Consider the following 19,232-nt stretch of genomic DNA (forward strand, 5'->3'; position numbering starts at 1 on the left):
GGATGTTGCGATACCGATGGCCCATGACGATGACGACGGTGTCGACGACCTGAAGGCGGCAGACGCCAAGGAACTGCATCGTACCGTCCGCGAGGAGGGCGAGGACGAGCTTGATCGTCCGACCGCCGCGCTGTTCTGGTCCGGACTGGCCGCGGGGCTGGCGATCAATACCTCGCTGATCGCGGAGGCGGCGCTGCACCGCGAACTGCCCGACATCGGCTGGCGGCATCTGGTGATCGCGCTCGGCTATCCGGTCGGGTTCGTCATCGTCATCCTGGGGCGAATGCAGCTGTTCACCGAAAGTACCGTCACGGCGATGCTGCCGCTGGTCACGCGGCCTTCGGCCCGGGCACTGCGCCGGACGTTGCGGCTGTGGGGGATCGTGCTGGGCGCGAACCTGATCGGCACGGCCATCGCCGCGGCGCTGATCGACGCAGGGGTGCTGGGCGATCCGGCGCTGCGGCGGTCCGCATTGGAAATATCCGCGCGCATCCTCGATCTGGGTCCATGGGAAACCTTCCTCAACGCGATCCCGGCAGGGTTCCTGATCGCGACGATCGCGTGGACGCTGCCCAATGCGCGCGAACAGGCGTTCCTGGTCATCTTCGCAATCGCCTATGTCGTCGCGATCGCCGGGTTCAGCCATTCGATCGTCGGATCGGACGAGGCGTTCCTGCTGCTCTTCGCGGGGCGGACGGGCATCGGCCAGACCGTGTTCGGGCTGATCGCGCCTGCGGTGCTCGGCAATCTGGTCGGCGGCGCCGGATTATTCGCGGTGCTGGCGCACGCACAGGTCAGCAGCGACAAGCAAGGGGACGATGGGCATGGGTAAGGCCAAGGACACCGCGCGAAAGGCGGCGCATCAGGATCGCAAGGCGACCCACCGCGCCACCCGCAAGCAGGACGGGGCGCTGGTGCGCGTTGCCGGCAAGGCAAGCGAGGTCGCGGACCAGCCGCCGCTGATCGCCCTGTCGGCCGCGACCATCCTGCTGGGGGCGGTGCTGCGCCGTCCCGCCGTCGCGCGGAGCGGCGTGAGGATGCTCGCGAGCCACCTGCTGGCGACGGGCGTGAAGACGATCCTGAAGAACGCGGTCGACCGCACCCGGCCGGCGCGCGCGGTGAAGACGGGATATCGCGCGGGCAAGGGAACGGGGGCGGACGACCCGTCGCTGAACTCGTTTCCCTCCGGCCACACCGCCGGCGCGGTCGCGGTGGCGCAGGCGGTGGCCAGCGAGAACCGCCTCGCCGCCCTGCCGCTGCAGGCGGCGGCTCTCGGCGTCGCGGCCCTGCAGCCCAGCCGCGGCAAGCACTATCTGTCGGATGTGATCGCCGGTGCCGCGATCGGCTGGGCCGCGGAGCGCGTCGCCCGCGCGGCGATCCGGGCGGGCGAGGCAGGCTTCGAAGCGGGACGCGCGCGGCTGATGCGCCGCGGCGCGTAATCAGCCGCGGACGCGGGCCTTTCGCGCGGCGTAGCGGGCGTCGCGTGCCGCCTTCATCTCCGCCTCGGTCGGCATGACCGGCGCGTACTTCTTGGCGGCGAGCGCCGCTTCCTCGGCAGCCTGGGCCTGAGCGGCCTTCTTGTCGGCGATCGCCTGCTCACGTGCCGCCTTCTTATCGGCGCTGGCCTGCAGCTTGGCGGCTTCCTTCGCCTCCGCGGCGGCGCGGCGGGCGGCGACGACGGCCTCGTCGACCGGCGGCTTGGCGCGCAGCTTCTCCAGCGCGGCCTGCTTGGCCTTGGCGGAGAGCGCGGCGCGCTCCTGAAAACTCTGTTCCTTGAACGATGGCATGGTAGGCGGGGATTCCTGTCGATGTAAGAGATTGGCGGCCCGTCGGGACGCCGGGCGCCCTCAGATAGAGCAAAACGCGCGATTCCACAAAATCGCCGCATCGACGGCATCGATAAGACAGCGGAGAACGAACCCGATGATACCCAGAGAGCTGATCGGCACGGCAAAGGTGCCGGGTGGCGAGGACCTGCGGCTGTTCCGTCGGGGCGACGACTTCATGATCGTGCTCGATCGCAACGAGCTGATGAACAGCCGGATGAGCGGTTCGGAAGAAGCGCTGGCGACGATGACGTGCGACCGGCTGAACGGCCGGCCGGCGCCGCACCTGCTGGTCGGCGGCTATGGCATGGGCTTCACGCTGCGCGCGGCGCTCGCGGTGCTGGGGCCGGAGGCGCGGGTGACGGTGGCGGAACTGGTGCCCGAGATCATCGCCTGGGCACGGGAGCCGATGGCGGCGCTGACCGCCGGCTGCCTGGACGATCGCCGCGTGACCCTGGTGGAGCGGGACGTCGCCGCGGTGATCGGGGAGGGGGCAGGGCGGTACGACGCGATCCTGCTGGATGTGGACAACGGCCCCGACGGACTGGTGCGCGATGCCAACGATCAGCTCTACTCGGCTCGTGGCCTGGCCGCGGCGCGACGGGCACTGGCGCCCGGCGGCATATTGGCGGTGTGGTCGGCGGCACCGGACACGGCCTTCACGCGGCGGCTGAAGGTGGCCGGATTCGCGGTCGAGGAGGTCGGCGTGCGGGCGCGCAGCAACGGCAAGGGCGCGACGCACACCATCTGGTTCGCGTGGATGGCGTAGCGGGTACGCCCGTCATCCCGGCCCCGGGCCGGGACGACGGGCGCAGCGTTCCTATGCGACGGCGGCCTTCAGCCGGTCGACAAGGTCGGTCTTTTCCCAGGTGAACAGGTCGCCTTCGGGCTCGCGGCCGAAGTGACCATAGGCGGCCGACTTGACGTAGATCGGCGCGTTCAGCTTCAGGTGCTGGCGGATGCCCTTCGGCGTGAGGCGGACGAGCTGCGGCAGGACCTGCTCCAGCTTCGCCTCGTCGACGGTGCCGGTGCCGTGCGTGTCGACATAGACCGACAGCGGCTCGGCAATGCCGATCGCGTAGGACAGCTGAATGGTGCAGCGCTTGGCGAGACCCGCCGCCACGACGTTCTTCGCCAGGTAGCGCGCGACATAGGCGGCCGAGCGATCGACCTTGGTCGGATCCTTGCCGCTGAACGCGCCGCCGCCGTGCGGCGCGGCGCCGCCATAGGTGTCGACGATGATCTTGCGCCCGGTCACGCCCGCGTCGCCGTCCGGCCCGCCGATCTCGAACGCGCCGGTCGGGTTGATGTAGACCTTGGTCTGCTCGGTGACGAAGCCGTCGGGCAGCACGCCCTTCAGCACGCCGGTGACGTAGGCGTGCAGCTCGTCATACTTGGCGGGATCGGCGTTCTGACCCTGCAGGCAGTATCCCGCCTTGTGCTGCGTCGATACGACCAGCGCCGTCGCGCGGACCGGCACGCCGTTCTCGTACTGCAGCGTCACCTGGCTCTTGGCGTCCGGCTCGAGGAAAGGCGCCTTGCCCGAGTGTCGATCGGCAGCCATCGTCTCGAGGATTTTGTGGCTGTAGTACAGGGTCGCAGGCATCAGGCCCGGCGTCTCGTCGGTGGCGTAACCGAACATGATGCCCTGGTCGCCGGCGCCCTCGTCCTTGTTCGAGCCCTCGTCGACGCCCATCGCGATTTCCGCCGACTGGCCGTGCAGGTTGTTCTCGAACGTGAACGTCGCCCAGTGGAAGCCGGACTGTTCGTAACCGATGCGCTTCACCGTGGCGCGGACTGCCGCCTCGATCTCGGCCAGGGCGCCATCCGCCCAGGCGCCGTTCTCGTACACGCCCTTGCACCGGATCTCGCCGGCCAGCACGACCAGATTGGTCGTCGTCAGCGTCTCGCACGCGATGCGCGCCTCCGCGTCCTTCGACAGGAACAGGTCGACGACGGTGTCGCTGATCTGGTCGGCGACCTTGTCGGGATGACCTTCCGAAACGGACTCGGAGGTAAAGATGTACGAACTGCGCATCGAAGCCTCATAAAGATATAAAGATAGCTTTATATCGGCACTAGCGGCTGCGGCGGCGGATGGCAACGGCGAGCGCCACGAACAGCACCGCGACGATCGCCGCCATCCAGTTGCCCGCGCGCGCGAACAGCGTGGGCGGCAATGGCGGCGGCACCGGCAACTCGATCGCACCCGCGGTTTCGTGCGGGACGGCGGCGAGGAGCCGGCCGTCGGCGGCGATGATCGCGGAAATGCCGGTCGGCGTGGCGCGGACGATCGGGAGCCCCTCCTCGATCGCGCGCAGCCGCGCCTGCGCCAGATGTTGAGGCGGGCCCCAGCTGCCGAACCAGGCATCGTTCGACGGATTGAAGATCAGGCGCGGCCGATGCGCCGCATCCACCACCTCGCCCGAGAAGATGATCTCGTAGCAGATCTGCACGCCGACCGCTCCGAATCCCGGCCAGGCGATCGCGCCGGGGCCGCTGCCGGGCGTGAAGTCCATGTCACCCGGGACGAGTCGGGCGAGACCCAGTGGCTTCAGCAGCCAGGGCATCGGCAGATACTCGCCATACGGCACCAGATGCGCCTTGTCGTAACGGCCGGCGATACGGGCGTCGGGGTTGATCGCCAGTACCGAATTACCCGCCGCCACGACGTTGCTGTCCCGGTCGAAATGCAGGCGGACGGCGTTCGTCATCAGCATGTCGCGCGGGCCGAGCGCGCGCGCCATCCGCTCCCGCAACAGTTCCGGCCAGCGGGAGCCGTAGATATAGTCGGGATAGCCGCTCTCGAGAAAGTCGACGACCAGCCCCTCCGGCCAGACCACCAGCCGCGGTATGGGGCCCGGCCGGCCGGACAGCCGGATCAACGCCGCCAGCGACCGCTCGCCCGCGCCGACGCGAGCATCGTTGCCGATGTTCGGTTGCACGACCCGCACGCGCGGCGCATCGGCGGCGGCGGGCGGCGCGTTCGTCCATAGCGCGGACAGCGCCGCCAGCGCCGTGGCCGGCAGAGCGATCGCCGGCAGCATCCAGCGCCGGCGCGCGAGCAGCAGCAGCGACCCCGCAGCCAAGACCGTCAAGCCGGACAGCGCATAGGTGCCCGTCCATGCCGACAGCCGCGCGACTCCGATCGCCGGCAGCCACAGCACCGCGAGCGGATTCCACGCATAGCCGGTGAACAGCACCGCGCGCAGATACTCGGTGCCAATCCAGGCGGCCGCGAAGATCAGGATATAGGCGGCGTCCGGTATGCGCCCGCGAAATCGCCACGTGATGCCGCCCGCGGTCATCGGGAAGATCGCGAGATACAGGGCCAGCGCGACGGCGGCGAAATAGCCCAGCACCGGCGGCATCGCGTCCTGAAAGTCGAAGGCGTGCTGGAACCAGTTGTTGTTCACCGTGAAATGACCGAGCCCGAACAGCCAGCCTCGCCACATCGCCGCCCGGAATGTCGGCGCCGCATGGGTCAGCGCCATCCACCCGGCGATGCAGGCGATGGCGATCGGCCACAGATCCAGCGGCGCGAAGCCGGTGGCGGCGACGGCGCCTAGAATGACGCTGATGAGCGATGGCGACAGGCGAGAGATCGGGTGAGGCACCACGTCGCTATGGGTCGCACGGCGTCGCTCCGCAATGGCGGCGCTCGCGAGGTGACGTGAACGGTGGCGCGGGGTCGCTGTGGATCCGTCACCGGCTATTCGCCGCTGGCCTGATCACGATGGGTGGAATAGGAGGCCCGACCGCCCCTGCCGGTTTCATCTTAACGGGCGGGACAGGTCTTCGGTCTAAGATCGGTGCACGTGACGGTCGATGATCCGTGCGATGCCGGATCCGGTGCGGCTTGGGTGGGGCCGCCCGGCTGGACAGTATCGATCCGATGGTCGAAGCCGTGCCGCGACGGCAGCGAATGAGGTTGTTTCCAATGCTATTCATGCTGAAGACGAGCATTGTCATCATCATCCTGTCGGCCGTCGCCCTCTATGGCCTCAAGCAGGTGGTGAAGGTGCCGCTACGTGCGCCCGTCATGGCCGCCATCTACGCTACGGTGTTTGCATTCGTGGCGCTCTCGATCAATCAGCCCTGGATCGCCTTGCTCGTCGTCGGTGTCGCGGCGGCGTTTGTGACCAGAAATCGCGCGGTTGCGGGCGGCATGGCTCTGTTCCTGATCGTCACCGTGCCGACGGTATCGCAGTGGTGGGTGATCGGCGGCCTTCAGATGATGAAGATCTATGCCACGACGTGCGTAGTTCTCGGCATGCTTGCGGCGAGCTTCGCGTGGCAGCGGTCGGGCCGCGGTGCGAGCTTCGCCTATGATCTGCCGATGTATGCGATCGTTCTGGTTCTCATCTTCAGCGCAGCGCGAGGTACCACGCCCACGAACATGTTGCGGGTGACCACGGAATACTTCATCGCCTATTCTTTACCCTATTTTCTTGTTCGGAATGCCTTGAAAGACGCTGATAGTGTCCGCAATGCGTTCCTGTTGATTGTTGCGGCCGGTGCAACGTTATCGGTCATCGCCATCTTCGAGAGTGTCAGGGTGTGGCCGATCTACCAGGTATATGGCCAGATGTTCCACTCGCTGAGCCTTGCCAACGTCAAGATGCGCGGCGGACTGTTGCGGGCGGCAGGTCCGCTGATGAACCCGCCCCTGTCCAGTACGGTCCTGGCCCTGTGCTTCGTCATTGCGCTCGCATCGCGCGATCTGTTCAGATCGCGCAGCGCACATCTCGCGACACTGGCGTTGCTCGCCGTCGGACTGTTCATGATGCAGGCGCGCGTGGGCTGGCTGGGGGCGGTCGCCGGCAGCTTCGGGGTCATGTTCTCGCGGCGCGGTGCAAAGGGCATGATCGTGCCCGTCCTGATCATGGGCATGGTGGGCGGCGCGATCTATGTCGGCGCGAAGACCAACCAGCGGTTCGGCAATCTGGTCGGTTTCTCCGCGGATGCGAAAGGAAGCAACGAATACCGCGACGCGCTCAGCGAACGCGGTTTCCAGATCATCAGGCAGAATCCCGTCATCGGTCTTCCGTACGCGGCCGTGGAGGCGCAGATGGAGTCGCTTCGGCAAGGCGAAGGCATCATCGACTTTACCAACGCGTATCTGGCGATCGGCCTGTTCTCCGGCTATCTCGGCCTGGGATTGGTCTTCATGAGCTTCATCCTGCAGATCTGGTTCTCCTTGTCCGGCCACAGGGCCGCCAAGGCGAGAGGGGCTGGGAGCTTCGCGGATGTCGGCATCGGCGTGGTGCTCGCCGCGGCCGGCATGCTGCCGTTCGTGCCGACGGACTATCGCATCATGCTGCTGATCATGCTGTTCTTCGCGGTGAGCAACGCGGTAGTCGCCCAACCCGGCATCTGGCTGGTCAAGGCGGCACGACGGACCAGAAGGCCGATCATGCATTCCGGAGACGGGCCAATACCGGTCGCCAGACTCGACCCGGCATGACGGCCCACTCCCTTGGCGACGGCCCGTGGCGATCGTGACGTCTGCCGATGGTGCGTGACGGCGTGGCAGGGAGTAGGTACGTGCCGGTCATGCCACTCCGCCCGTTCCATCTCGCCTTTCCGGTCCACGATCTCGCCGCAGCGCGTTCCTTCTACGGTGGGGTGCTCGGGTGCGCCGAGGGACGGTCGAGCGCGCAGTGGATCGACTTCGACTTCTTTGGCCACCAGATCGTCGCGCACCTCGATCCCGGCGCGAGCCCCCTGGCGGTCGCCAACGAGGTCGACGGGCACCACGTCCCCGTGCCGCATTTCGGCGTCGTCCTGACGATGACGGACTGGCGATCGCTGGCGGATCGGGTGCGGGCGGCCGGGATCCGCTTCGGGATCGAGCCGCACATCCGCTTTCCGGGACAAGCCGGCGAGCAGGCGACGATGTTCTTCACGGATCCCAGCGGCAACGCGCTGGAGTTCAAGGCGTTTGCCGATGACGCCGCACTGTTCGCCAAGGATTGATGACGATGGGCCAGCCGATCTCTCTCGATATCCCGCACTCGCTGGGCAAGGCTGGAGTTCGCCAGCGCTTGGACGGCGGCATCAGCCGCATTACCGAGAAGATTCCGGGCGGCGGTGCCGTCCAGCATCGCTGGGAAGGCGACACGATGCATTTCACCGTCAGTGCGATGGGTCAGCAGATCGCCTCGACCGCTACGGTGTTCGAGGACAAGGTGCACGCCGTGGTCGACCTGCCGGCGTTCCTGGGGCTGTTCGCCGGGCAGGTGAAGGCAGTGATCGAGCGGGAAGCGCCCAAGCTGCTGAAGTGAGGCGGATTAGCGCGTCGCGACCTGGCCGGCCTCGCTGACGCGCCAGATCGTGTTGCCGACATCGTCGGCAACCAGCAGCGCGCCGGAGTTGTCACCGATCACTCCCACGGGCCGTCCCATCGCCTTGCCGTCCGCGTCGAGGAAGCCGGTCAGCACATCGACCGGCTTGCCACCCTTCGCCGGATAGCCGCTGGCGGCGAACGGCACGTAGACGACCTTGTAGCCGGACACCGGCTTGCGGTTCCACGAGCCGTGCTCGCCGACAAAGGCGCCGCTGGCCCACTGGCCGCCCAGCCGGACGTCGCCCGAGAAGGTCAGGCCCAGTGCCGCGACATGCGGCCCCAGCGCATAATCGGGGCGCTTCGAATATTCCTGGAGGGCGGGATTGCGTGGCTCGACCCGGTCGTCGCGGTATCCACCCCAGTAATACCAGGGCCAGCCGAAATGATCCCCGAACTCGACCTGGGTCAGGTAATCGGGCGCGAGGTCGGATCCCAGCATGTCGCGCTCGTTCACGACGGTCCACAGATTGCCGGTCGCCGGGTTCAGCGCCATTCCGTTGGGGTTGCGCAGACCGGCGGCGAAGATGCGCCAGCCGCCATCCGGCGTCACCTGCAGGATGTTGGCACGATATTTCTCCGCCTCCATCCCCTTCTCAGCGATGTTCGTCGCGGAGCCGACGCTGACGAACAGCGACTTGCCGTCGCGCGCCGCGATCACGTTGCGGGCCCAGTGGTTGCCGGCGGGGTTCAGCTTCACCAGCGTCTCCGGCCTGGCATCGATCCGGGTCTGGCCCTCGCGATACGGCACCCGGACCAGCGCGTCGGTATTGGCGATGTAGAGCTGCCCCTCCATCAACGCCATACCGAAGGGCGAGTTCAGGCCGGTCATGAACACGCTGCGCTGATCCGCGACACCGTCGCCGTTCGTGTCGCGCAGCAGGGTGATGCGGTTGGCCGACGGCACCCGGGCACCGGCTTTCCCCATCAGCAGGTTCATCACCCAGCCCTGGATGCCGCCACCCTCGCGCGGCGGGCTGTTGGTTTCTGCGACCAGCACGTCGCCGTTGGGCAGGCGGTACAGCCAGCGCGGATGGTCGAGCCCTTTCGCGAAGGCGGCGACCTTCAGCCCGGCCGCGGCGACCGGCGTCCTGCCCTGCGGCCAGCCGATCGCATCGGCGACCTTGATCGTCGGAAAGGTCTGCACGCGCGGCGCGGTGATGTCGGGCCGCGATCCCGCGACCGCCTCCACCGGCAGTTTCGCGGTGTCGGGCCATGCGAGCCAGAGGACGAAGCCGCCGATCACGACGGCGAAGAGGACGATGACGCGCAGCGCGATCTTCAGCATGCCGGTACGATAGGCGGGGAGCCGCCGTGGAGCAATGGTGCGCCCGCGAGCGGCGATACCGTCTCCGCGCAGGCATGCCCGCCATCCGCCTACTCGTTAGACATAAAGGCCGCCGGCATCGCTGCCGACGGCCTCCAGGCTCCCAGGGAGGGACCGTTCGCCCGATCCAATCCATGCACCCAAGTGCATCGTCGGACCGGCTATTCCGGTGCGCGGAGTGGCACGACTGCCAGCAAAGCCCGCGCGTTACTCGTTATTCCTCCGGAACGGTGCAGAGAGCAAGAGGCTCCGTGCACCGCCCGTGCGACCTTGGTAGATCCGGCCTGAACCGGTTCGATCATGCGTGCAGATCGTATCGGTCTGCGTTCATCACCTTTACCCATGCCTTGACGAAGTGGCGGACGAACATGTCGCCGGCATCGTCGCAGGCATACACCTCTGCCACTGCGCGCAGTTGCGAGTTCGAGCCGAACACCAGGTCGGTCCGCGACGCGGTCCAGCGATGCTCGTGCGTGTCGCGATCGGTGCCGACGAACTCCTGGTCGCTTTCGTCGCTCACCTGCTTCCACGCCGTGCCCATGTCGAGCAGGTTGACGAAGAAGTCGTTGGTCAGCTGGCCGGGACGATCGGTGAAGACGCCGTGCTGCTTCGCCTTCGCATGGTTGGCGCCCAGCACGCGCAGGCCGCCGACCAGCACCGTCATGTCCGGCGCACTGAGCCCCAGCAGCTGCGCGCGATCGACCATCAACTCCTCGGTCGGCACGTTGAACTGTACCTGGAGATAGTTGCGGAAGGCGTCCGCCTTCGGCTCGAGCACGTCGAATCCCTCGGCGTCGGTCTGCTCGGCACTGGCATCGGTCCGCCCCGGGGTGAACGGTACCTCGATCGTGTGACCGGCCGCCTTCGCCGCCGCCTCGACCCCCACCGAGCCGCCGAGCACGATCAGGTCCGCGATCGATACCTTGCTGGCTCCCTTGCCGTCGAAGTCCGCCTTGATGCGGTCATAGACCGACAGCACGCGCGCGAGCTGTTCGGGCTGATTGACGTCCCAGTCCTTCTGCGGCGCCAGGCGGATGCGCGCGCCGTTGGCACCGCCGCGGTGGTCCGACCCGCGCCATGTGGAGGCGGATGCCCAGGCGGTGGTGACCAGCTCCTCGATCGACAGACCGGAGTTGGCGATCGCCCGCTTCAGTCCGGCGATGTCGCCTGCCTCGACCTGCGGATAGTCCGCGGCGGGGATGGGATCCTGCCAGATCAGGTCTTCCTGCGGCACCTCCGGCCCCAGCAGGCGGATCTTCGGGCCCATGTCGCGGTGGGTCAGCTTGAACCATGCGCGGGCCCAGGCGTCCGCGAAATAGGCAGGATCGGCCCGGAACTTCTGGCAGATCGCATTGTAGGCCGGGTCGACCTTCAGCGCCATGTCGGCGGTCGACATCATCGTCGGCACGCGCTTGCCCGCGGTATGCGCGGCGGGCGCCAGCGTATCGTCGGGGTTGCCGACCGGCTGCCACTGGTGTGCGCCGGCGGGGCTCTTCACCAGCTCGTATTCATGGTCGAACAGCATGTCGAAATAGGTCATGTCCCACGTCGTCGGGGTCGGCGTCCATGCGCCTTCCAGCCCCGACGTGATCGTGTGGTCGCCCATGCCGCTCTCATGGGTCGAGGCCCAGCCCAGACCTTGGCTGGCGATGTCCGAGCCCTCCGGCTCCTTCCCGACCAGCGTCGGATCGCCCGCACCGTGCGCCTTGCCGAAGGTGTGGCCACCGGCGGTCAACGCGACGGTCTCCTCGTCGTTCATGCCCATCCGCGCGAAGGTCTCCTTCATGTCGCGCGCCGACCCTTGCGGGTGCGGGCAACCGCCGGGCCCCTCGGGGTTCACGTAGATCAGGCCGTGCTGGATCGCGGCGAGCGGGCTTTCCAGCGCGAGGCCGGCCTCCTCGTCGATGCGGGTCTGGCCCAGCCATTCCTCTTCGGTGCCCCAATACACGTCCTTTTCGGGCTCGAACACATCCTCGCGTCCGCCGCCGAAGCCGAAGGTCGGACCGCCCATCGATTCGATCGCGACGTTGCCCGCCAGGATGAACAGGTCGGCCCAGCTGAGCGCACGGCCGTACTTCTGCTTGATCGGCCAGAGCAGCCGGCGCGCCTTGTCGAGATTGCCGTTGTCGGGCCAGCTGTTCAGCGGCGCGAACCGCTGCTGCCCGGCGGACGAGCCGCCGCGGCCGTCACCGGTGCGATAGGTGCCGGCGGAGTGCCATGCCATGCGGATGAAGAAGGGGCCGTAATGCCCGTAATCGGCCGGCCACCACGGCTTGCTGTCGGTCATCAGCGCGGTCAGGTCGGCCTTCACCGCGGCGAGGTCGAGGGCCAGGAACTCGCTGGCATAGTCGAAGTCGTCGCCCATCGGATTGCCGCTGACGCCCTTCTGGTGAAGGATGTCGACCGACAACGATTCGGGCCACCAGTCGCGCGACGTCCGGCCGAGCAGGGTGCGCAGTGCCATCGGCTGCTTGCCGGGATCGTTGATCGGGCTGCCCTCGGTAATCGCGTCCATGATCGTCTCCTAGTGCGATGTCGCGTTGGATCGACGCGGGGGGTGGCGCGCCGATCATGTGCCGCCAGAGCTAGCGCAGGTCGGATGATCGGAAAAATGTATAATGGCGAAGGTGGTGATCGGTTACGACGATCAATTCATCATTCGAGACGAGATGAGAGTGGCAGTCACCGCACCGTCGCTGTCGTCCTCAACGCGGTCCGCCGTAGCGGCGGGCTTCGACCAGTCCGCTCGTCGCCGCCGCGGCGCTTTCGGCGAATCGACGCTCCGAATCGGTGATGCCGCCGATCGCCTGTTGCTCGGCAAGATCGTCGACGCGCCCGGTCTGACGGCGCAACTCTCGCGCCTCGCGGCGGGTCAACTGGCCGGAGCGACGGCCTTCCCTGATACCTTCGCGTGCATTCGACAGCGACGGACCGACACCGGGGCCGACGACCGACTGGGCGACAGCGGGCAGGGGGCCGGCCGCGACCGGAGGCAGGAGCAGCAGGATCGCCAAACGCCGCATCGTCACCGCTCCCTTGTCGTTGCGGCACCAATGTGGCGCCGGCCGCTGAACCCGCGCTGACCGCGATCAGTCGTCCGCGATCTCGCGGGCGACCGGGGGGTGCAGGCGCAGACGATTGACGCGACGTTCGTCGGCGTCGGTCACCTCCAGCTTCCACCCCGATGGATGGTCGATGCAGTCGCCCGGCGCCGGCACCCGGCCGGCGAGCACCGCGGTCAGCCCGCCCAGCGTGTCGACGTCGTGGTCGGCGGCATCCAGCCGCGCATCGACGACCTCGGCCACATCGTCCAGCGGCGCCCGCGCATCCGCATCCCAGCCACCGCCATCGAGCGGGATCAGGAGCGCGGTCGGCGCATCGTCATGCTCGTCCTCAATGTCGCCGGTGATCTCCTCGATCAGGTCCTCGATCGTCACCAGCCCCTCGGTGCCTGAATATTCGTCGAGCACGATCGCCAGATGCACCCGCTTCGATCGCATGTCGGCGAGCAGGTCGAGCGCACCGCGCGACATGGGCACGTACAGCGGCTCGCGGATCAGGCCGGCGATCGATTCCGGCTGCTCGGCGCCGGTCGCCAGGATCGTGAAGACGTCCTTGATGTGGACCATGCCGATGATCGTATCGAGCTTCTCGCGATACACGGGCAGGCGGCTGTGCCCGGCCTCCGCAAAGATCTGGACGAGGTGATCGAAGCTGGTCCGTTCCTCCACCGCGATGATGTCCGCCCGCGGCACGCCGACATCGCCGGCGTCGCGCTCACCGAAATGGAGCAGGTTGCGGACCATCTGCCGTTCCAGCGGCGACAGGTCGCCCTTGGCATCGGGCGTCGGATCATCCTCGTGCCGGTCGATCGCCTCTTCCAGCTGGTCGCGCAGCGACTCCTCGGGCGGGCCGAAGATCATGCTCTTCAGGCTGCGCCAGATGCTGTCGCCGTCGCCACCGGCGGCGCTACTTCGGTCTTCCGCCAATTCAGTCCTCGCGTATCAGATACGGGTCCGCGATGCCGAGCGTGCCGAGCGCCTGCCGCTCGATCTCCTCCATCGCCTCCGCCTCGCCATCGTCCATATGGTCGTATCCTAGCAGGTGCAGCACGCCGTGCACCAGCAGATGCGTCGCATGCGTCTCGACCGATATGCCCCTTTCGCCGGCCTCCGCTGCGCAGACGTCCCAGGCCAGCACGATATCGCCCAGCAGCAATTCGCCATCGTCGGAGTTCTGGCTGACCGTCTGGAGCAGATCGGGCTGGACCATCGGGAAGGAGAGGACGTTGGTCGGCCGGTCCTTCCCCCGGTACTGACGGTTGAGCGACTGGACCTCCGCGTCGGTGGTCAGCCGCACGCTGATCTCGACGATCGCGGCGGTGGCGACGAGGGGCCCGTGCGGCGTCCGCTCGATCGCGGCACGCGCGGCGCGCCCGGCCAGCGCCTCCCATTCGCCCTCGGGCCATGGCTGTTCGCGCGACAATTCGATCTGGATCATTCAGGCCATGTCCGTGTGGAGGAAGTCGTCGCCCTTGTAGAGCAGGTGCGCGTCGTTGGTCTTTGCACAGGCATAGGCGAAGCAATCGCCCATGTTGAGCTGGGCGGGGTGAGAAGTACCCTTTCCATAACGTGCTTGAGCCAGAATGGCCGCGCTAGCCTCATGTTCTCCTAAGGGAACAAGGCGCACATCGAAGTCGGCAACGAACGTTTTGACCTCACCAAAAGCCAGATCGAGTGCGATCTTCCGCTTGCGCGCGATGGCCCGTGCGGTTTCCCACAGAGCGACCGGCGAGGAGAGCCGCTCGTGCGCCGCGCCGAAACGCTCCTCGAGCGGGAACGCGTCCGCCTCATCGGTCATGATCGCGACCATCGCGGATGCGTCGACGAACAGGATCAATCGTCATCCTCGTCGTTCAGGGAGTCATAGAACGCCTTGTCCGCGTCCAGACCGGTCGGCTCGCCAAGTGGATGATCCTGCCGCCATGCCTGCAGTCGCTTGTGGATGCTGTCCTGCCGCTCGGCCTGTATAGCCTGTTTGCGGTGCAGCAAAGCATCGTGCACCGCCGCTGTTTTCGACATGTGCAGCATATCCGCGACCTCTCGTGCCAGATCGGCCGTGTCGGGGTTCTTGATGTAGAGCGACGCCATCTGTCCTCCGGTATATCCTGATGATTACAGAGGATATACCATCCCGTCAATCTGCGCCCTCATACGCCTCGACGATGCGGCCGACGATCGGATGGCGCACCACGTCGGCGGCGGTGAAGCGGGTCATGCTGATGCCCTCCACCCCCTCCAGCCGGGTAACGGCATCGGCGAGTCCCGACGCCGCGACGCCGCCGGGCAGGTCGACCTGCTTGGGATCGCCGCACACCACCATCCGGCTGTTCTGGCCGAAGCGGGTCAGGAACATCTTCATCTGCGCCGGCGTGGTGTTCTGCGCCTCATCTAGGATCACGAACGCGTCCGCCAGCGTCCGCCCGCGCATGAAGGCGATCGGCGCGATCTCGATCTCCCCCGATGCGATCCGCCGCTCGACCTGCTCGGCCGGCAGGCAGTCGTACAGCGCGTCGTAGAGCGGGCGGAGATAGGGATCGACCTTCTCCTTCATGTCGCCCGGCAGAAATCCCAGCTTCTCGCCCGCCTCCACCGCCGGGCGCGACAGGATCAGCCGCTGGACGCTGCCGGTGATCAGCTGCGCCACCGCCTGGGCGACGGCGATATAGGTCTTGCCGGTACCAGCCGGCCCCAACGCGAAGATCATGTCGTGCGACACCAGCTCGCGCATATAGTGCGCCTGAGCAGGGGTGCGCGGAACGATCGTCTTCTTGCGGGTGCGGATCATGATGCCGGGCCCCTGGCCACGCTCCGCCGAGACGATGCCGTCCAGCGTCGGCTCCGCCGCCATCGCGATCGACGCGTCGACCAGTCCCGTATCCACGTCCTCGCCGCGCTGGATGCGCTGGTACAGGTCGTGCAGCACGTCGCGGGCGAGCGCGACCTGCTCCGCCGTTCCCTCCAGCCCCACCTTGTTGCCGCGAGCAGTGATGTACACGCCCAGCCGGTTCTCCAGCGCCACCAGATTCTGGTCGTATTGCCCGAACAGCTGGGCGAGCGCCTGGGGGCGATCGAACAACACCTCGACGCGGGATCGTTCGCCCGTCCGGGCGGGTACTGGCTTACGGCTCATGCGGTCCTTTCGCGTGCACGATTCGAAACCGAATGTGGGGTGTGCGGCGGCGAAAGGAAAGCGGGATCAGGCGGCCCGGGACAGACGCGGCGTACCGGTCAGCGACACCGGCCCCGCCGCGGTCAGTTCCACCTCGACCAGATCGCCGATCGCATGCGGGCCGATGATGTGGACCGACTGGAGCCAGGGCGATTTGCCGAGCATCTGCCCGGGCAATTTACCCGGGCGTTCGACAAGGACGGAGCAGGTCCGCCCGACCGAGGCGCGGTTGAACGCCTGCTGGTCGCGGCCCAGCGCCGCCTGCAACCGCTGCAGCCGCTCGTCCATCACCGCGGCCGGCACCTCGTCGGCCATCGTCGCGGCGGGGGTACCGGGGCGGGGGCTGTACTTGAACGAGAACGCCTGGGCATAGCCGACCGCGTCGACCAGGCTCAGCGTGTCGGCGAAATCCTGCTCGCTCTCGGCCGGAAAGCCGACGATGAAATCGCCCGACAGCGCAATGTCCGGCCGCACCGCGCGGACCCGGTCGAGCAGGCGCAGATAATCGTCGCGTCCGTGGCTGCGGTTCATGGCCTTCAGGATGCGGGTCGATCCCGACTGCACGGGCAGGTGCAGGTACGGCATCAGGCTCTCGACATCGCCGTGCGCGTCGATCAGCCCCTGCGTCATGTCGTTGGGATGGCTGGTCGTATAGCGGATCCGGGCCAGAGCGGGAATCCGGTCGAGCATGCGGATCAGGTCGTGCAGTCCGCGCGCACCGTCGGTCCAGGCGTTGACGTTCTGGCCCAGCAGCGTGATCTCGCGCGCGCCCGCGTCGACCAGCGCCTTCGCCTCGTCGACGATCGCATCGAACGGCCGGCTGATCTCGGCACCGCGGGTGTATGGCACTACGCAGTAGGTGCAGAACTTGTCGCACCCCTCCTGTACCGTCAGGAACGCCGACGGTCCCACCCGGCGCCGCGCCGGCAACCGTCCGAACTTCGAGGCGAGCGGCATGTCGGTGTCGAGCGCCGGGGTGCCCGCCGCCGCTTTCGCCACCAGCTCGGGCAGGTTGTGGTATGCCTGCGGCCCCACCACCACGTCCACCTTGGCGCGTGCCACGATCTCCTCGCCCTCGGCCTGCGCGACGCAGCCGGCGACCGCGATCATCGGCGTCCGCCCGCCCTTGCGCAGGCGGCCGATGTCCGAATAGACCTTGTCGGTCGCCTTCTCGCGGATGTGGCAGGTGTTCAGCACGACCAGGTCCGCGTCGCCGGCCTCCGCCGTCGCGGTCATGCCCTGCGCGGCCATCAGCTCGGCCATGCGCTCGCCGTCATAGACGTTCATCTGGCAACCGAACGACTTGACGTGGAAGGTCTGGGGGGTGGGCTTCATAGCGCGCGCCCCTATCGCAAAAGCGTCCTTGCCGCCAGTTCCGCTGCGGCGCCGCACCGCGTCGAAGCCACTGGCGGCGGCGCGGCGTTGGTGTATCGTCGCGCGCATGACGATCAATCAGTTGCGCGGGTATGCCCCGCTGGTCCTCGCCCTCCTCGCGGCCGCGGTGCCGGCCACCCTTCAGGCACAGGACCGCGACGAGCCACGCCAGCCGCGGCGTACCCGGCTGATGCTGGGGCCGCAGATCGTCCCGCGCTATCCGGGTGCCGACAAGACGACGATCGGCCCCCTCGTCAACATCGACCGCAGCAGTCGCGAGCAGCCCTTCGCGTTCGAGGCGCCGGACGAGAGCGCGGGCTTCCCGCTGCTCAACAGCGGCGGCTTCGCCCTCGGTCCGGCGATCAGCGTGCAGAGCAGTCGCCGGCGCCGCGACACCGACGGCCTGCTGCCGAAGGTCGGCTTCACGGTAGAGGTGGGGGCCGCGGTCCAGTACACCATCGTCCCGGCCTTCCGCGTACGTGCCGAGCTGCGCCAGGGTATCGGCGGGCACAAGGGATTGGTCGGCATGGTCGGCGCCGACTACATCGCGCGCGACGAGGACAACTGGCTCTTTTCGGTCGGGCCCCGCGTCACGCTGGGCAATGGCCGCTACAGCCGCGCCTATTACGGCGTGTCGACGGCGTCGGCCGCCACCTCCGGCCTGCGCGCCTATGATCCGGGCGGCGGCGTGCGCGCGGTCGGCGCGACGGCGGGACTGCTGCGCCAGCTGACCGAGCATTGGGGCGTGTTCGGCTATGCCCGCTACGACCGGCTGGTCGACGATGCCGGGGATTCGCCGGTCGTCCGCGCGTTCGGCTCGCGCAACCAGCTGTCGGGCGGCATCGCGGCGACCTACACCTTCGGCGGCTGAAGCGCCTCGATCCGGCGGCGGGCCTCGGCGGCGATCGCCTTGCGGCCGCCGGCGGGGACGAAGGGATCGGCGAAGCGCAGCGTGGCGGTGAAGCTGCCACGCCGTTCCAGCACGCGGCGCGCATGGCTCGCGCCGGCCTCGTCACCCACCCACGCCAGCTCGCGCGTCGCGGCGCCGTAATCGATGCGTACCGCCTGTACTGCCAGCCCTGCCGGTGGCGGATCGAGCGCTGCCAGCAGTGCCGGCTTGAACGGCAACAGGGTGACGCCGTCGCCAGTCGTTCCCTCCGGAAAGATCGCCACCGGCTGCGGGCCCAATGCTGCCCGTACCGCCGCCACCTGATCCCCCACCGCCATCCGGTTGCCGCGCGCGACGAAGATCGTGTGGTGCAGCGAGGCGAGCCAGCCGACCAGCGGCGCCCGCCGCAGCTCGCCGGCCGCGACGAAGGTCGCGCCGGTGCTGCCCGCCAGCAGCAGAATGTCCATCCAGCTGAGATGATTGGCCAGGATCACGACATCGCGGGTCGACGGCGTGCCGATCACCCGCACCCGCGCGCCCATGATGCGCGCCGACGTCGCCAGGAAACGTCGCGGCCATGGCGAGGGAAGGCGGCATAACCGCCAAACCCCGTGGACGGGCAGCAGCGCGGCGAGCAGCAGGGCGAGCAGCAGGAGGCGAAGCGACAGGCGGATCATGGGACCACGCCAGCATAGCAGCGGCTGCGCGGCTCGCCACGAACATCGCACCGTCCGGGACGAACGCTTCGCATCGCCATCATGCCGGCCGGCGCGGCGAGCTTTCCCGGCGCTCTCGTCAGTTCTTCCGGTCGAGGCTCACGCCGTACAGTTCCATCCGGTGATCGACCAGGCGGAACCCCAGCCGTTCGGCGATCGCCTTCTGCAACTGCTCCAGCTCAGGATCGACGAACTCCAGCACGCGGCCGGTCTCGACATCGATCAGATGGTCGTGATGCGCCTCGGGCGAGGGTTCGTAGCGGGCGCGGCCATCGCCGAAGTCGTGGCGATCCAGGATCCCCGCCTCCTCGAACAGGCGGACGGTGCGATAGACCGTCGCGATCGAGATACCCTTGTCGATCGCGGAGGCGCGTTCATACACCTTCTCGACGTCGGGATGGTCCTCCGCCTCCGACAGGACCCGGGCGATCACGCGGCGCTGCTCGGTGATGCGAAGCCCCTTCTGATTGCAGAGAGCTTCCAGATCGATGTTGCGCGCCATGGCGGGTACCCCTTCTAATGT

The 19,232-nt window shown here is 67.6% G+C and carries 21 protein-coding genes; 8 read left to right on the forward strand and 13 right to left on the reverse strand.

Features of this window, described 5'->3' with window-relative positions; translation table 11 throughout:
• The first annotated feature begins 16 nt into the window (after window positions 1–16).
• Together ABC319_RS15540 and ABC319_RS15545 are read left to right on the forward strand one after the other, a co-directional pair.
• Complete coding sequence (locus ABC319_RS15540) at window positions 17–832, forward strand: formate/nitrite transporter family protein (RefSeq protein WP_413071091.1); 816 nt, start codon at window positions 17–19, stop codon at window positions 830–832.
• Entirely contained in the window at window positions 825–1,439 is a 615-nt protein-coding gene (locus ABC319_RS15545; protein ID WP_413071092.1) for a phosphatase PAP2 family protein, read from the forward strand. Before ABC319_RS15540 ends, ABC319_RS15545 begins: the two co-directional genes overlap by 8 nt.
• On the opposite strand, the gene ABC319_RS15550 is transcribed toward ABC319_RS15545, so the two are convergent.
• Window positions 1,440–1,787 carry a DUF6481 family protein gene (locus ABC319_RS15550; protein WP_413071093.1) on the reverse strand — a complete coding sequence of 116 codons (348 nt, stop codon included), beginning with the start codon at window positions 1,785–1,787 and terminating at the stop codon, window positions 1,440–1,442. It abuts the gene before it with no gap.
• A 136-nt stretch (window positions 1,788–1,923) separates the two neighbouring features.
• Here ABC319_RS15550 and ABC319_RS15555 point away from each other — a divergent pair, with 136 nt between their 5' ends.
• On the forward strand, window positions 1,924–2,595 hold the full coding sequence (locus ABC319_RS15555; RefSeq protein ID WP_413071094.1) for a spermidine synthase: 672 nt from the start codon (window positions 1,924–1,926) through the stop codon (window positions 2,593–2,595).
• A 51-nt stretch (window positions 2,596–2,646) separates the two neighbouring features.
• On the opposite strand, the gene metK is transcribed toward ABC319_RS15555, so the two are convergent.
• On the reverse strand, window positions 2,647–3,864 hold the full coding sequence (metK, locus tag ABC319_RS15560) for a methionine adenosyltransferase (protein ID WP_413071095.1): 1,218 nt from the start codon (window positions 3,862–3,864) through the stop codon (window positions 2,647–2,649).
• Between the two features lie 40 nt (window positions 3,865–3,904).
• Window positions 3,905–5,443, reverse strand: a complete 1,539-nt coding sequence (gene lnt / locus ABC319_RS15565; RefSeq protein WP_413071096.1) for an apolipoprotein N-acyltransferase — start codon at window positions 5,441–5,443, stop codon at window positions 3,905–3,907.
• A gap of 332 nt (window positions 5,444–5,775) precedes the next feature.
• Between lnt and ABC319_RS15570 the strand changes: the two genes are divergently transcribed.
• From ABC319_RS15570 to ABC319_RS15580, 3 genes are all read left to right on the forward strand, one after another.
• Entirely contained in the window at window positions 5,776–7,293 is a 1,518-nt protein-coding gene (locus tag ABC319_RS15570; protein ID WP_413071097.1) for an O-antigen ligase family protein, read from the forward strand.
• An 89-nt stretch (window positions 7,294–7,382) separates the two neighbouring features.
• Window positions 7,383–7,805 carry a VOC family protein gene (locus tag ABC319_RS15575; protein ID WP_413071724.1) on the forward strand — a complete coding sequence of 141 codons (423 nt, stop codon included), beginning with the start codon at window positions 7,383–7,385 and terminating at the stop codon, window positions 7,803–7,805.
• Window positions 7,806–7,810: 5 nt separating this feature from the next.
• On the forward strand, window positions 7,811–8,113 hold the full coding sequence (locus tag ABC319_RS15580) for a polyhydroxyalkanoic acid system family protein (RefSeq protein ID WP_413071098.1): 303 nt from the start codon (window positions 7,811–7,813) through the stop codon (window positions 8,111–8,113).
• A gap of 6 nt (window positions 8,114–8,119) precedes the next feature.
• Here ABC319_RS15580 and ABC319_RS15585 read toward each other — a convergent pair whose 3' ends face one another.
• Window positions 8,120–9,460, reverse strand: a complete 1,341-nt coding sequence (locus tag ABC319_RS15585; protein WP_413071099.1) for a PQQ-dependent sugar dehydrogenase — start codon at window positions 9,458–9,460, stop codon at window positions 8,120–8,122.
• 337 nt (window positions 9,461–9,797) lie between these two features.
• Window positions 9,798–12,014 carry a catalase/peroxidase HPI gene (gene katG, locus ABC319_RS15590; protein WP_413071100.1) on the reverse strand — a complete coding sequence of 739 codons (2,217 nt, stop codon included), beginning with the start codon at window positions 12,012–12,014 and terminating at the stop codon, window positions 9,798–9,800.
• 103 nt (window positions 12,015–12,117) lie between these two features.
• Between katG and ABC319_RS15595 the strand changes: the two genes are divergently transcribed.
• The gene (locus ABC319_RS15595; protein WP_413071101.1) at window positions 12,118–12,582 is read left to right on the forward strand and encodes a hypothetical protein; all 465 of its coding nucleotides are present in this window, start codon (window positions 12,118–12,120) and stop codon (window positions 12,580–12,582) included.
• Between the two features lie 6 nt (window positions 12,583–12,588).
• On the opposite strand, the gene ABC319_RS15600 is transcribed toward ABC319_RS15595, so the two are convergent.
• From ABC319_RS15600 to miaB, 6 genes are all read right to left on the reverse strand, one after another.
• Window positions 12,589–13,488: a hemolysin family protein gene (locus ABC319_RS15600; protein ID WP_413071102.1), complete on the reverse strand. Its 900-nt coding sequence runs from the start codon at window positions 13,486–13,488 to the stop codon at window positions 12,589–12,591.
• A 1-nt stretch (window position 13,489) separates the two neighbouring features.
• Window positions 13,490–13,999 carry an rRNA maturation RNase YbeY gene (gene ybeY / locus ABC319_RS15605; RefSeq protein ID WP_413071103.1) on the reverse strand — a complete coding sequence of 170 codons (510 nt, stop codon included), beginning with the start codon at window positions 13,997–13,999 and terminating at the stop codon, window positions 13,490–13,492.
• The gene (locus ABC319_RS15610; protein WP_413071104.1) at window positions 14,000–14,398 is read right to left on the reverse strand and encodes a type II toxin-antitoxin system VapC family toxin; all 399 of its coding nucleotides are present in this window, start codon (window positions 14,396–14,398) and stop codon (window positions 14,000–14,002) included. It abuts the gene before it with no gap.
• Window positions 14,395–14,649 (reverse strand): type II toxin-antitoxin system VapB family antitoxin, encoded by a 255-nt coding sequence (locus ABC319_RS15615; protein WP_413071105.1) that lies wholly within the window; start codon window positions 14,647–14,649, stop codon window positions 14,395–14,397. Before ABC319_RS15615 ends, ABC319_RS15610 begins: the two co-directional genes overlap by 4 nt.
• A 46-nt stretch (window positions 14,650–14,695) precedes the next feature.
• Entirely contained in the window at window positions 14,696–15,691 is a 996-nt protein-coding gene (locus tag ABC319_RS15620) for a PhoH family protein (RefSeq protein ID WP_413071106.1), read from the reverse strand.
• A gap of 66 nt (window positions 15,692–15,757) precedes the next feature.
• Complete coding sequence (gene miaB / locus ABC319_RS15625) at window positions 15,758–17,080, reverse strand: tRNA (N6-isopentenyl adenosine(37)-C2)-methylthiotransferase MiaB (protein ID WP_413071725.1); 1,323 nt, start codon at window positions 17,078–17,080, stop codon at window positions 15,758–15,760.
• Between the two features lie 91 nt (window positions 17,081–17,171).
• Between miaB and ABC319_RS15630 the strand changes: the two genes are divergently transcribed.
• Window positions 17,172–17,975, forward strand: coding sequence for a MipA/OmpV family protein (locus tag ABC319_RS15630; RefSeq protein ID WP_413071107.1), 804 nt, complete (start codon window positions 17,172–17,174; stop codon window positions 17,973–17,975).
• Here the strand turns inward: ABC319_RS15630 and ABC319_RS15635 are convergent.
• Complete coding sequence (locus ABC319_RS15635; protein ID WP_413071108.1) at window positions 17,957–18,670, reverse strand: lysophospholipid acyltransferase family protein; 714 nt, start codon at window positions 18,668–18,670, stop codon at window positions 17,957–17,959. The genes ABC319_RS15630 and ABC319_RS15635 overlap by 19 nt on opposite strands.
• A 118-nt stretch (window positions 18,671–18,788) precedes the next feature.
• A complete protein-coding gene (locus tag ABC319_RS15640) occupies window positions 18,789–19,211 on the reverse strand; it encodes a Fur family transcriptional regulator (RefSeq protein ID WP_413071109.1) in 423 nt (140 codons plus the stop codon).
• Between the last annotated feature and the right edge of the window lie 21 nt (window positions 19,212–19,232).

The sequence above is a fragment of the Sphingomonas phoenicis genome, from assembly GCF_047238005.1.
Lineage (GTDB): Bacteria > Pseudomonadota > Alphaproteobacteria > Sphingomonadales > Sphingomonadaceae > Sphingomonas.